The sequence below is a fragment of the Verrucomicrobiia bacterium genome, from assembly GCA_036405135.1.
Lineage (GTDB): Bacteria > Verrucomicrobiota > Verrucomicrobiia > Limisphaerales > JAEYXS01 > JAEYXS01.
The window spans coordinates 96,226-111,143 of record DASWYF010000024.1; the positions used below are offsets into that span (position 1 = coordinate 96,226).

The following is a 14,918-nucleotide window of genomic DNA, read 5'->3' on the forward strand; positions in this document are numbered from 1 at the left end:
GCTGTGGAGTTTAATTCTCTCAATCCAGCAATAATAAATTCAAACAGGCCGTCTGGCCAAGACTACCGGCCGTTCCTGATGACCCTAAGTTCACGAGCCAATCGGAATGTCCGGTCTGCAAGCGTCAGGGACATTTCGAGATACGAGGTATCAACGCATCCAACCTGCGGATAATTTATGCCAAAAACAGCCACAGCCACCGCTACCAGCACTCGCGATGACGATTTCATGAAGCAGCTTTTGGCCATGCTGAATGCTGTGGAGGACGGCGATTTTTCGGCGCGCCTGCCATCGGATCTCACGGGGTTAGAGGGTAAAGTGGCGGATCGGTTTAACACGATTGCCGCGCGGCTCGAGCGATTTAACCAGAACTTGCTGCGGTTGCGCCGCCAAGTGGGTGAGGAGGGCAAGATCAAGGAGCGCATGGCGGTGGGTGATTCGAATGGCGATTGGGCCGAGCGTATCGAGGCGATCAATGCATTGGTGGATGAGCTTTCGCAGCCGACGGTGGAAATGGGTCGCGTGATCGGTGCAGTAGCGAAGGGCGATCTTTCGCAATCAATGCCGCTCGAATTGGGCGGACGTCCGTTGAAGGGTGAGTATCTGCGAACGGCGCAACTCGTGAATGGCATGGTAGGCCAGCTCGCTTCTTTCTCTGTGGAGGTGATCCGCGTGGCACGCGAAGTGGGTACTGAGGGCAAACTCGGTGGTCAGGCACAGGTGAAGGGTGTGTCTGGTGTATGGAAGGAATTGACGGAGTCGGTGAACCAGATGGCCGGTAACCTGACGGCACAGGTGCGTAACATTGCTGACGTAACGATCGGTGTGGCGAACGGTGACTTGTCCCGCAAGATCACGGTGGACGTGCGCGGTGAGATTTTGCAGTTGAAAGAGGCAATCAACACGATGGTGGACCAGCTCCGCTCGTTCGCCGCTGAGGTGACGCGCGTGGCGCGTGAGGTCGGTACTGAAGGTAAACTTGGCGGTCAGGCTGTTGTGCCCGGTGTGGCTGGTACGTGGAAGGATTTGACTGACTCAGTGAATGCGATGGCGTCCAACCTTACAGCGCAGGTGCGTAACATTGCCGCTGTGACCACCGCTGTGGCGCGTGGTGACTTGTCCCGCAAAATCACGGTGGACGTGAAGGGTGAGATTCTCGAGCTGAAGGAAACGATCAACACGATGGTGGATCGTTTGAACGCGTTCGCCTCTGAGGTGAGTCGTGTGGCGCGTGAGGTCGGTACGGAAGGCAAGCTGGGTGGTCAGGCGGTGGTGCCAGGTGTGGCCGGTACGTGGAAGGACCTTACAGATAATACGAACCTGATGGCGGCGAATTTGACGGGTCAGGTGCGTAACATCGCTGAGGTGACGACGGCTGTGGCGCGCGGTGACTTGTCGCGCAAGATCACGGTGGATGTGAAGGGTGAGATTCTTGAGTTGAAGAACACCATCAACACGATGGTGGACCAGTTGAATTCATTCGCTTCTGAGGTGACGCGTGTGGCGCGTGAGGTCGGTCAGGAAGGTAAACTGGGTGGTCAGGCAGCGGTGCCGGGTGTGGCCGGTACTTGGAAGGACCTTACGGACAACGTGAATTCGATGGCGAACAACCTGACGACGCAGGTGCGTAACATCGCTGACGTGACGACGGCCGTGGCGAAGGGCGACTTGTCCCGCAAGATCACGGTGGATGTGCGTGGTGAGATTCTCGAATTGAAAAACACCATCAATACCATGGTGGACCAGCTCAACGGTTTCGCGGCTGAGGTGACGCGTGTGGCGCGTGAGGTCGGTACGGAAGGAAAACTGGGTGGTCAGGCAGAGGTGCCGGGTGTGGCCGGTACGTGGAAGGACCTTACGGATAACGTGAACTTGATGGCGGCGAACTTGACGGGTCAGGTGCGTAACATCGCTGACGTGACGACGGCCGTGGCGAAGGGCGACTTGTCCCGCAAGATCACGGTGGACGTAAAAGGCGAGATCCTCGAGCTGAAAGACACGATCAACACGATGGTGGATCGCTTGAATTCGTTCGCTTCTGAGGTGAGCCGCGTGGCGCGTGAGGTCGGTACGGAAGGTAATCTCGGTGGTCAGGCAGAAGTGCCGGGTGTGGCTGGTACGTGGAAGGACCTTACGGATAACGTGAACCTGATGGCGGAGAACTTGACAGGCCAGGTGCGTAACATCGCTGAGGTGGCGACCGCCGTGGCGCGCGGTGACTTGTCCCGCAAGATCACAGTGGACGTGAAGGGTGAGATCCTTGAGTTGAAGAACACCATGAACAAAATGGTGGATCAGCTTAACGGCTTCGCGGCTGAGGTGACGCGCGTGGCGCGTGAGGTTGGCACCGAAGGTAAACTTGGTGGTCAGGCGCAGGTGCCAGGTGTGGCCGGTACTTGGAAGGATTTGACGGACTCCGTGAATGCGATGGCGACGAACCTGACGGGTCAGGTGCGTAACATTGCGCAGGTGACGACGGCGGTGGCGAGGGGTGACTTGTCGCGCAAGATCACGGTGGACGTAAAAGGCGAGATTCTCGAGCTCAAGGACACCATTAATACGATGGTGGATCAGCTCAACGCCTTCGCCTCCGAGGTGAGTCGGGTGGCGCGTGAGGTCGGTTCGGAAGGTAAACTCGGCGGTCAGGCGCAGGTGTCTGGTGTGGCCGGTACGTGGAAGGACCTTACGGATAACGTGAACTCCATGGCGGATAATCTGACGACGCAGGTGCGTAACATCGCTGACGTGACGACGGCTGTGGCGAAAGGTGACTTGTCGCGCAAGATCACGGTGGACGTGAAGGGCGAAATCCTCGAGCTGAAAGACACGATCAATACGATGGTGGACCAGCTGAACGCGTTCGCCTCCGAAGTGACGCGCGTGGCGCGTGAGGTCGGCACCGAAGGTAAACTCGGTGGTCAGGCACAGGTGCAAGGTGTGGGTGGTACGTGGAAGGATCTCACGGATAACGTGAACTCGATGGCGAACAACCTGACCACGCAGGTGCGTAACATCGCTGAGGTGACCATCGCTGTGGCGAACGGCGACTTGTCCCGCAAGATCACGGTGGACGTGCGCGGTGAGATTCTGCAGCTCAAGGAAACGATCAATACGATGGTGGAGCAGTTGCGCTCCTTTGCTTCTGAAGTGACTCGTGTGGCGCGTGAGGTCGGTACGGAAGGCCGACTGGGTGTGCAAGCGGTGGTGCCGGGTGTGGCCGGCACGTGGAAGGACTTGACGGACTCGGTGAATGCGATGGGTGTGAACCTTACGGCGCAGGTGCGTAACATCGCCGAGGTGACTACGGCGGTGGCGCGCGGTGACTTGTCCCGTAAGATCACTGTGGATGTGAAGGGCGAAATCCTCGAGTTGAAGAACACCATCAACACGATGGTGGACCAGCTCAACGCCTTCGCCGCTGAAGTGACGCGCGTGGCGCGTGAAGTCGGTACGGAAGGCAAACTCGGCGGTCAGGCGCAGGTGCAAGGTGTGGCTGGTACGTGGAAGGATTTGACCGACTCTGTGAACGTCATGGCGAACAACCTGACCGATCAGGTGCGCGGTATCGTGAAGGTGGTGACCGCGGTGGCGAACGGCAACCTGCGCCAGAAGCTGACAGTGGAGGCGAAAGGTGAGGTGGCCGCCTTGGCCGAAACGATCAACAACATGACGGACACGCTGGCGATCTTTGCCGAACAGGTGACGAACGTGGCGCGTGAGGTGGGGGTGGATGGCCGGTTGGGCGGTCAGGCGCATGTGCCTGGTGCGGCGGGTACATGGAAGGATTTGACGGGTAACGTGAACCTGCTCGCGGCGAACCTGACTACTCAGGTGCGCGCCATCGCGGAAGTGGCGACGGCGGTGACGAAAGGTGATTTGACCCGTTCCATTCAGGTAGATGCGCGTGGTGAGGTGTCCGAGTTGAAGGATAACATCAATACGATGATCTACAACCTGCGCGTCACCACGGAACGTAACCAGGAGCAGGACTGGTTGAAGACGAACCTCGCGAAATTCGCCGGTATGTTGCAAGGCCAGCGCGAACTCTCGACCGTAGGTCAGCGTCTGCTTTCCGAATTGACGCCGCTGGTCGACGCGCATCAGGGGACGATCTATCAAGTGGAGCTGGAGCAGGCTGGAAACCCGAGTCTGAGATTGCTGGCGGGTTACGCCCAAAGAAACAATCAGCCGGAGCGGATACTCATCGGTGAAGGGCTGGTGGGACAGTGTGCGCTGGAGAAGCAGCGGATCCTGTTGAACGATGCCCCGGCAAGCTATACGCAGATCCATTCCAGTCTGGGAAGCGCAGGGCCGGCGAGCATCCTGGTTTTGCCGGTGTTGTTCGAGGGAGAAACGAAGGCGGTGATCGAACTGGCTTCATTGAGGCACTTCAGTGTTACGCACTTGTCATTCCTCGAGCAGCTTACGCAATCGATCGGTGTCGTGCTCAATACGATTGAGGCGACGATGAGGACGGAAAGCCTTTTGCAGCAATCGCAGCAGTTGACGGTGGAGTTGCAGTCCCAGCAGAAAGAGCTGCAACAGACGAACGAGGAGCTGGCCGAGAAGGCGCGTCAGCTGGCGGAACAGAATGCGGAGGTGGAACGCAAGAACCGCGAGGTGGAGCTGGCCCGCCGGGCGCTCGAAGAGAAAGCAGCGGAACTGGCGCTTACCTCCAAGTACAAATCCGAGTTCCTGGCAAACATGTCGCACGAACTGCGGACGCCATTGAACTCGATCCTGATCCTTGGCCAGCAGCTTTCCGAGAACGGACAAGGAAACCTGACGACGAAGCAGGTGGAGTTTGCACGCAATATCCATTCTTCGGGGTCCGACCTGTTGAACCTGATCACGGACATCCTGGATCTGTCCAAGATCGAGTCTGGCACGGTGAAGGTGGAGGCTGAGGAGTTAGGCTTTGGGTCCTTGAAAGATTCGATCGAGCGCAACTTCCGGCATGTGGCGGACGCAAAGAGCCTGCCGTTTCATGTGGAGTTCGATGCGGGGTTGCCGAAGCTGTTCAGCACGGATCCGAAACGTTTGCAGCAGATTCTCAAGAACCTGCTCTCAAATGCGTTCAAGTTTACAGCGCAAGGAAGCATCGCGGTGAAGGTGGGGATGGTCACGGAAGGGTGGACACCAGGGCATCCAGTATTGTCTCTTTCACCACAAGTGGTGGCGTTCTCGATCAAGGACAGCGGCATCGGCATCGCGCCGGAGAAGCAGAAGCTGATCTTCGAGGCGTTTCAGCAAGCTGATGCAGGAACGAGCCGCAAGTACGGCGGCACGGGGCTTGGCCTGGCCATCTCGCGCGAACTGGCCACGCTGCTGGGCGGTGAGATCCGTCTGGTGAGCGCCTTGGGCGAGGGCAGCACGTTCACGCTTTATCTGCCGCTCTTCTATTTGCAGCCGGCGGAGGAGAAGAAGCGCAGCAGCAGTGCCGATACAACTATCATGACCTTGCCGTCTTCGGTGCGTGAAGATGCGGTGGCAGATGACCGTGAAAACATCCAGGAAGGTGACCAGGTGCTGCTGGTGGTGGAAGATGATCCACACTATGCGCGGGTGCTGGTGGGATTGGCGCGGGAGACGGGCTTCAAAGTGCTGGTGGCAAACCGCGGTTCCACGGCGCTGGCGATGGCGCGGCAGTATCAGCCTACGGCGGTCACGCTGGATATCTTCCTGCCAGACATGCTGGGCTGGACGGTGCTCAACAACTTGAAACTATCTTCCGAGACGCGACACATCCCGGTGCAGGTGATCTCAGTGGAGGAGGAGCGGCAGCACGGGCTGGCGCATGGAGCTTTCTCCTATGTGGTGAAGCCGGCGACGACACAAGGTTTGGAGCAATGCTTCAGCCGCATCAAGAACTTCGTCACACCGCGTGTCAAACGGCTGCTGGTGGTGGAGGACAACGAGATCGAGGCGCAGAGCATCGTGGAGCTGTTGCATCATGATGATATCGAGATCGTCACAGCGGCGACGGGCTCGGAGGCGTATGAAAAACTGCTGGACCGCCCGTTCGACTGCTGTGTGATGGATCTGCGCATGCCGGATATGAACGGATTCGAGCTGCTGGAGCGCATCCAGGCGGATGCAAACTTGCGCGAGATTCCGGTGGTCGTGTTCACGGGGAAGGACTTGACCCGGGAGGAGGAGCGGCAGCTCAAGACGATGGCGAAGAGCATCGTGCTGAAGGATGTGCAATCGCCGGAGCGGTTGTTTGACGAGACGGCGCTGTTCCTGCATCGCGTGGTGATGAGCCTGCCGGAGGGCAAGCGGAAGATGCTGGACCGTCTGCATGCCTCCAATGAGATTCTGCGCGGGCGCAAGGTGTTGATCGTGGATGATGATGCGCGAAACATCTTCGCCCTCACGACGATGCTGGAGAATCACGAGATGGAGATCATCAGCGCCACAAACGGTCGAGATGCAATCGACCTGTTGCAGGACAAGCCGGACACGGAGGTGGTGTTCATGGATATCATGATGCCTGACATGGACGGCTACCAGACGATCCGGGAGATTCGCAAGGATCCGAAATTCGGTGCGCTGCCGATCTTCGCGCTGACGGCGAAAGCGATGAAGGGCGACCGGGAGAAGTGCCTGGCGGCCGGTGCCTCGGATTACATCGCGAAGCCGGTGAACACGAATGAGCTGTTGTCTCTGTTGCGTGTGTGGTTGTATCGGTAAAAAGGGGATCAAGGCACGTGAACGAACCGGTCAACATCCTGCTGGTAGATGACGAGGTGAGGAACCTTGAGGTGATCGAGTCTGTGCTGCAATCACCGGATCACCGGCTGGTGCGGGCGCAGACTGCGGATGAGGCGTTGATGTCGCTCATCCGGGATGAGTTCGCGGTGATCGTGCTGGACATCCAGATGCCGGTGATGAGCGGGCTGGAGCTGGCGCATCTCATCAAGCAGCGCAAGCGCACGCAGCATATCCCGATCATCTTTCTGACGGCGTATTTCCAGGATGACAAGGATGTGATGGAGGGGTATGGCCTGGGCGCGGTGGATTACCTGAACAAGCCGATCAATCCCCAGATATTGCGGTCCAAGGTGGCGGTGTTCGTGGAATTGTTCCGCAAGACGCGGGCATTGCAGACGATAAATCACGCGCTGGAGCTGGAAGTGGCGCAACGGCAGAAGGCGGAGGAGGCGTTGCTGAAGTCCAATCTGGAGCTGGATAATCGCGTGCGGTCGCGCACGGTGGAGCTGACGGCGGCGAATGACAGTTTGCGGGCCAGCGAGCAGCTTTACCGGGCGATCGGGGAATCGATCAACTACGGCATCTGGGTGTGTGATCCGGCGGGCAATAACATTTATGCGAGTGAATCGTTCCTGAGGCTGATCGGGCTTTCGCAGCGCGAGTTGTCCGAGCGGGGTATCCAGTCGGTGATGCACCCGGAGGATTGGGAGTCTGGGAAGGAGGCGTGGGATCAATGCTGCCGGGCGGGGACGTTCTGGGAGCGGGAGTATCGGTTCAAGGGGAAAGAGGGGTTGTGGCATCCGATTCTTTCACGGGGTGTGCCGATACGGAGTGAAGGGGGAGGCATCGTCCGGTGGGCGGGGATTCATCTGGACATCGCGGCGTTCAAGCATACGGAGAAGGCGTTGCGGCATCAGACGCGTGTGCTGGAGATATTGCACCGGGCGAGTGTGTCGTTGGTGGCGGAGAGGGACATCCGGAAGATAGCGCAGTGTGTGACGGATGCGGGGGTGGAGATCAGCGAGGCGGCATTTGGCGCATTTTACCATCCGGTGAGCATGAGTGAGGAGAAGGTATTGTGCACGTTGTCCGGCCCGCCGCCTGAGATATTCCTGGGGTTGGAGGGGGAGGATGTGGAGAAGATTTTTTGGCCGACTTTGAACGGCGTGGGAATCGTGCGGGTGAACGATTTGAGGACGGACGTGCGTTTCAAGAAGCTGGCGAAGGGGGGCAGGGGGAAACAGGCTTTGGCGGTGCGCAGCTATCTGGCGGTGCCGGTGGTTTCCCGCAATGGCGAGATATTGGGGGGGCTTTATTTTGGACATCCGGAGGAGGGGATGTTTCCCCCGGCGTGTGAGGATGTGTTGCTGGCGCTGGCGGCGCAGACGGCGATCGCGATGGACAATGCAAATCTTTATCTGGCGTTGCAACGTGAGCTGGAGCAGCAGAAGCGGACGGAGACGGCGCTGTTGCAGAGCCAGGACCGGCTTTCCGGGGCATTGCGTGCGAAGGATGATTTTCTGGCGGCATTGTCTCATGAGTTGCGGACGCCGCTGAATCCGGTGTTGTTGCTGGCGAGCGAATCGGCGGAGGACAAGACGTTGCCGGAGCCGGTGAGGGCGAATTTCGAATCGATCCGCAATTATGTGGAGATGGAGGCGCGGCTGATTGATGATCTGCTGGATCTTACGCGCATCACGCGGGGGAAACTTTCTTTGAGCATCCATGTGGAGAGTGTGCATACGCTGGTGCGGAATGTGATCCATATATTGCATGGAGAATTGGAGCAGAAGAAGATCTCGCTGGAACTGAAGTTTGATCCGGGCGAACCGCAGGTGATGGGGGATGCGGTGAGGCTGCAGCAGGTGTTTTGGAATGTGCTGAAGAACGCGGTGAAGTTTACGCCGGATGGTGGACGTATCTGGGTGGAGACGAGGGTGGACAGTGTGGGGGGGCGGGTGCTGACGCGGGTGAGCGATACGGGCATCGGTATGACGGCGTCTGAATTGAAGCGGATTTTTGGGGCATTCTCACAAGGAGATCATGCGAGCGAGGGGAGTTCACACCGGTTTGGGGGCATCGGGCTGGGGCTGACGATATCACAGATGCTGGCGGAGCTGCAGGGAGGGAAGATCCGGGCGGAGAGCCAGGGGCGCGGGCAGGGGGCGACGATCGAGGTGGCGTTGCCGCTGGCGTCCGCCTCCGCGACGGCTCCAAAGGAGCTGTTGCCGCCGGTGAAGCCGACGGTGGTGGAGGAGCGCCCAGTGAGGGCGGACGGCAACAAGCGGCGGGTTTTGCTGGTGGAGGATCATGAGGCGACGAGAACGGCCTTGATCTACCTGCTCTCCCGTCGCGGTTACGAGGTGGTGGCGGCGGGATCGGTGATGGAGGCACTGGAACAGGCCAAGCGCCATGAGATCCATCTGTTGATCTCGGACATCGGGCTTCCGGACGGGACGGGTTATGATGTGATGCTGAAGCTGGGGGGGGAGGGATTGCCGGGCATCGCTCTTACGGGTTACGGGATGGAGGAGGATACGATGCGGAGCCAGAAGGCGGGTTTTGCGATGCATTTGACGAAGCCGGTCAAAGTCCAGGCGTTGGACCAAGCACTGGCTTCGCTTAAGCTGGCTGGTAAATAAATGAAGAGGAAAGGAAGTTTTATGGCGGTCAAACTTATGAGTGATATTATGAGGTGCCAGACGGGGACGGAAGGACTGGACAATATTTTGGGAGGCGGTCTGCCCAGGAACCGGGTGTATCTGGTGCAGGGCGATCCAGGGGTGGGCAAGACGACGCTGGCGATGCAGTTCCTGATCGCGGGGGCGGAAATGGGGGAAACCGGGCTATATATCACGCTTTCGGAAACGAAAGAGGAACTTGAGCTGGTGGCTTCATCGCACGGGTGGAAGCTGACCAAGATACGGCTGTTCGAACTTTCCGCGATCGAGGAGAAGTTGAAGGGGGAGACGGAGACGACGTTCTTCCATCCATCAGAGGTCGAATTGAACCGGACGACGAAGATTTTGCTGGATGAAGTGGAGCGGGTGAAGCCGGCGCGGGTGGTGTTTGATTCGCTTTCGGAGTTGCGGATGCTGGCGGAAACACCGTTGCGTTACCGGCGGCAGATATTGCAGTTGAAGCAGTTTTTTGCGGGCAGGAAATGCACGGTGCTCTTGCTGGATGACCGTTCATCGGGTGCTGAGGATCTGCAGATAGAGAGTATCTCGCATGGTGTGATCTCGCTGCACCGCACGGCGCCGGAATATGGTGTGGCGCGGCGGCGGGTGAGCATTGAGAAAATCCGCGGGCAGAAGTATCGTGAAGGCAATCATGACATGATCATCAGGAGGGGGGGGGTGTTGATATTCCCGAGGCTGGTGGCGGCGGAGCATCATTCAAAATTCAGGAAAGAGGCGTTTTCGAGCGGGATAAAGGCGCTGGATGCGCTGTTGGGCGGCGGGTTGGACCGGGGAACATCCAATATGTTCATGGGGCCTCCGGGGTCAGGCAAGTCGACTTTGGCGATCCAGTTCGCGTTGCAGGCGGCCAAACGGGGAGAGAAGGTGTTGTTGTTCATCTTTGACGAGACGAAGGAGAATCTGATCACGCGCACGAAGGGGCTGGATATGGATCTGGCAGCTTTTGTGGGGAAAGGGTTGATCCAGATCGAGCAGATTGATCCAGCGGAGATCTCGCCAGGTGAGATGGGCCACCGGATCAGCCAAGCGGTGCTGAAGAAGGGTGTCAAGATGATCATCCTGGACAGCATCAACGGCTATCTGAACGCAATGCCGGGGGAGCGGTTGCTTAACCTGCAATTGCATGAATTGCTGGCGTTCCTGAACCAACAGGGGGTAATCACGATCATGGTGCTGGCGCAGCAGGGGCTGGTGGGGAGCATGCAGAGTTCAGTAGATCTGACGTATCTGGCGGATTCGGTCATTTTGCTGCGTTACTTCGAGGCGCATGGCGAACTGAGGCAGGCGCTTTCGGTGGTGAAAAAGCGTACGGGCGGTCACGAGCGGACCATCCGGGAGGTGAAGATATCGAAAGGCGGTATTGAGGTTGGCAAGCCGTTGACGGCGATGCAGGGGGTGTTGACGGGTGTGCCGACGATTATTGCGAAGGAGTTGCCGAAGCAGGAGGATGGCGGAAAAATCGAATGAAGCGTGATTCTTCCAGAGCGGGGGGAAAGCGGACGAACGGAGAGGCACCCATGCAGGGGGGGGGGCGGGATGCGCCGTTGCTGGTTTTCATTTTGGCGCCGACGGGAAATGATGCGGGGTTGTCCGCCAAGTTTTTGGACGAAGCGGGCATGGGTGTGGTGGTTTTTCCCAATGTGGATGCGTTGTGCGCGGGGATGAGAGAGGGATGTGGTGCGCTGCTGTTGGCGGAGGAGATTCTGACGGAGAAATCCATTTCCTGTCTGGTGGAGATACTGGGGGATCAGCCGACATGGTCAGATATCCCGGTGACGATCATCAGCAGCGGTGGTGAGGCGACGCAGATGCAGTTGCGGAGGTTGAGGCTGTTCGAGCCGGGCGGCAATGTGACGTTGCTTGAGCGGCCATTCCGGCCTGGTACGCTGGTGAGCACGATGGAGGTGGCGTTGCGTTCGCGTCGCCGTCAGTACGAGGTGCGGGACCTGTTGCAGGCGGTGTGGAGCAGCGGGGAGAGGTTGAGGAGTTATTATGAGAGCAGTCATGACTGCATCAAGGAGCTGGATTTGCAGGGGCGGGTGCTCTCGATGAACAAGAACGGTTTGCGGATGCTGGGATGCAGGGATTTTGAGGTTTTCAGATTGAAGAGCTGGCCTTCATTCTGGAAAGGGAAGCAGGGGAAGGTGGCGAAGGATGCATTAGCGGATGCGAGGGCTGGCAGGGTGGGGAGGTTTCAGGGGGACTCTCCGACTCTGGGCGGCGAGATGAAGTGGTGGGATGTAGTGCTGTCTCCGATTCTGGATGAGGCGGGCAAGCCGGAGCGGATATTGGCGGTTTCGCGCGATGTGACGCAGGACCGGGAGCAGCAGGAGGCGGTGCTTTCTTTGAAGGCGAAGATCGAGCAGCAGGCGCGGATCTATGATACCACACTTTCGCACATCAATGAGGCGGCTTATATATTTGACCGGAAGATGCGGTTTGTTTACGTGAACCAGCGGGTGCTGGAGATTTTGGGACGGCCATTGGACGGGGTGATCGGGAGGGGGTTCGTGGAGCTGGGGTACGAGCCGGGATTGGCGGCGAAGTTGCAGAGGGAGATACGGACGGTGTTTGAGACGAAGGGGACTGTCCGGGATGAAACGCCTTTCAGAAAGCCGAACGGTGATGTGGGATATTATGAGTATATCCTGAATCCGGTGACAGGGGCGGATGGGGAGGTGGATTTGGTGGCGGGGTCGACGCGTGATATAACGGAGCGCAAGCAGCATGAAGCGGAGCTGGCGCGGATGGTGTTCCAGAAGGAGGCTGATGCGCGGCTGTTCGACACGATTCTTTCATCCATCAATGATCTGGCTTACACGTTCGACGTGGAAGGGAATTGGACTTATGCGAATGAACCGTTGCTGAAGTTGTGGGGGCGGAAGCTGGAGGACATCCGGGGAAAGAGTTCGTTGCAGCTGGATTATCCGCCCGAACTGGCAGAGAGGTTGAAGCAGCAGGTGAAGCAGGTGGTGGCGACGAAGAAGCCGTTTCGTGGTGAGACGTATTTCACGGATGCAGCGGGGGTGGAGGATTATCACGAGTATATCTTCAGCCCGGTGTTCGGGCCGGATGGGAGGGTGGTGGCGGTTTGCGGCACGACCCGTCTCACGACGGCGCGGAAGCGGGCGGAGGCGATAGCGGAAAGCCAGCGCAAAGTACTGCAATTGATGGCTGAGGACATGCCGTTGCCGGCCATTTTGGCGGAGTTGATGCGTATGGCGGAGCTGGATTGTGAGGAGAGAGCTTTCGCTTCTGTCCTGCTGATGGAGAAGGATGGCAGGCATCTGCGGCATGGGGCGGCGCCAAGTTTGCCAGCGGATTATGTGGCGGCGATCGATGGAGGGGAGATCGGACCGAAAGCAGGTTCGTGCGGGACGGCGGCATATACGCGAAAGCCGGTGTATGTGGAGGACATCAAGACGGACATCTTGTGGACGGATTTCAAGGAGCTGGCGTTGGCGTTTGGGTTGAGAGCGTGCTGGTCCGTGCCGATCTTTTCCACAAGCGGTGAGGTGTTGGGAACGTTTGCGGTGTATCATCCGATGGCGCGGCTGCCGGGCGAGAAAGATCTGAGGATGGCGGAGACGGTCACGCGCATGGCTTCGGTGGCGATCGAGCAGGCCCGGGCTGGTGAAGCGTCGCGAAGACTGGTGGCGATCGTGGAGTCATCGGATGATGCGATCATAAGCAAGGATATTAATGGGATCATCATGACGTGGAATCGCGGAGCGGAGCGGTTGTTCGGCTACCGCCCTGAGGAGATCATCGGCAAGCCGGTGACGATGTTGATCCCGGCGAATCAGTTCGATGAGGAGCCGAACATTTTGAAGCGGATCCGGCGCGGTGAGAAGATCGAGCATTACCAGACGATCCGGCAGCGGAAGGATGGCAGTTTGATGGAGGTGGCGCTGACGGTTTCGCCGATCAGGGATGCCGCCGGGAAGATCATGGGTGCTTCGAAAATCGTGCGGGACATCACGGAGCAGAAGCAGGCGGAGAGGCGGCTGGAGCGGGCGCATCAGGAGGTGCTGGCGGCATCTCATGCGAAGGATGAATTTCTGGCTTCACTCTCACATGAGTTGCGCACGCCGTTGAATCCGGTGTTGTTGCTGGCGAGCGAGGCGGCGGAGAATCCGGAGTATTCGCAGGAGGTGAGGGAGCAGTTCGCGACGATCCGCAGCAATGTGGAGCTGGAGGCGAGGCTGATCGATGATTTGCTGGACATCACACGTATCACCCACGGGAAACTATCGCTGAGCAAGGAGCCGCTGGATGTAGAAGCGGTTTTGCGGGCGGCGATCGGAACGGTGGAGGCGGAGGTGGCGGACAAGAAGGTGATGCTGGTGCTGGAGCTGGAAGCATTGCCAGCGACGGTGGAGGGGGATGCGGTGCGTTTGCAGCAGGTGTTCTGGAATGTGCTGAAGAATGCGGTGAAGTTCACGCCGGGAGGAGGGAAGATAACCGTGCGTTCACAGAAGCGGGATGGTGTGATGGAGATCCGGGTGTTGGATACGGGGATCGGCATGACTGGGGGGGAGCTGGCAAATGTGTTCGAGGCGTTCACGCAGGGTGAGCATGTAGGGGCGGGGGGAGCGCACCGGTTCGGCGGGCTGGGGCTTGGTCTGGCGATCACTCGGAAGCTGGTGGAGCTGCATGGGGGTGAGATACAGGCGGAGAGTGAAGGCCGTAATAGGGGGGCGACATTCATCATCACATTGCCGCTTACAGATGCGGTGGTGGTGGTGCGCCCAGAGCCGGAGAAGATGTTGTCGGAGAGGATGTCTGCCAACAATGGCGGCGGGCATCCCTTGCGGGTGTTGCTGGTGGAGGATCACGAGCCGACGCGGACGGCGTTGAAACTTTTGCTGACGCGGCGGCATTTCGAGGTGATCACGGCGAGCAATCTGGCGGATGCAAGGTCGTTGGCGGATAGGGAGGATTTTCAACTGTTGATCTCGGATATCGGGCTGCCGGATGGAACGGGGTATGAGTTGATGGCGGAGTTGAGTGAGAAACGGAGGGATCTGCCGGGGATCGCGCTGACGGGTTACGGGATGGAGGATGATGTGGTGAACAGCCGGTTGGCGGGGTTCAAGGTGCATCTGACGAAGCCGGTGAGGGTGCAATCACTGGAGAGTGCGTTAAGTGCGGTGTTGGGAAAGAAAGTGTGAAATTTAGAGCGGTTTTAAAAAATCCTGTAGCCGGGTGGCTGAAGAATGAGAAGGGCGGTCTTTTTGGGTTCTGGCTTCGTTTCGGCTCAGTCACAGGGTCCTTGGAAACTGAACTGCTCCTTCGCCAAAGCCTCGCCAGAACCCAAAAATCCTCGCTCCACCCGGCTACATCAATTTTTTAACCGCTCTAACGTTTTATAGGGAGGGGATTTCATGCAAATTGTGCAGAGGGAGCAGACTTTGTTTGCGGTTGAGGGGTGTCGGGTTTTAGCCAGTTGTTGCAAGTGCTTGATAGACAACCGATGTGTGATTTGGAAAGTTCGGCATG

Annotated in this window: 4 protein-coding genes; all 4 read left to right on the forward strand. The window is 58.4% G+C overall.

The genetic code is table 11. From position 1 onward, the window contains the following. Positions 1 to 177 precede the first annotated feature (177 nt). From VGH19_12590 to VGH19_12605, 4 genes are read left to right on the forward strand one after another with little or no spacing between them, the layout of a single operon-like run. The gene (locus VGH19_12590) at positions 178 to 6,693 is read left to right on the forward strand and encodes a HAMP domain-containing protein (GenBank protein ID HEY1172203.1); all 6,516 of its coding nucleotides are present in this window, start codon (positions 178 to 180) and stop codon (positions 6,691 to 6,693) included. Positions 6,694 to 6,710: 17 nt separating this feature from the next. After that, on the forward strand, positions 6,711 to 9,356 hold the full coding sequence (locus VGH19_12595) for a response regulator (protein HEY1172204.1): 2,646 nt from the start codon (positions 6,711 to 6,713) through the stop codon (positions 9,354 to 9,356). A gap of 21 nt (positions 9,357 to 9,377) precedes the next feature. Continuing rightward, positions 9,378 to 10,883, forward strand: coding sequence for an ATPase domain-containing protein (locus VGH19_12600; GenBank protein ID HEY1172205.1), 1,506 nt, complete (start codon positions 9,378 to 9,380; stop codon positions 10,881 to 10,883). After that, on the forward strand, positions 10,880 to 14,590 hold the full coding sequence (locus VGH19_12605) for a PAS domain S-box protein (GenBank protein ID HEY1172206.1): 3,711 nt from the start codon (positions 10,880 to 10,882) through the stop codon (positions 14,588 to 14,590). The genes VGH19_12600 and VGH19_12605 overlap by 4 nt, the downstream gene beginning before the upstream one ends. Positions 14,591 to 14,918: the final 328 nt, after the last annotated feature.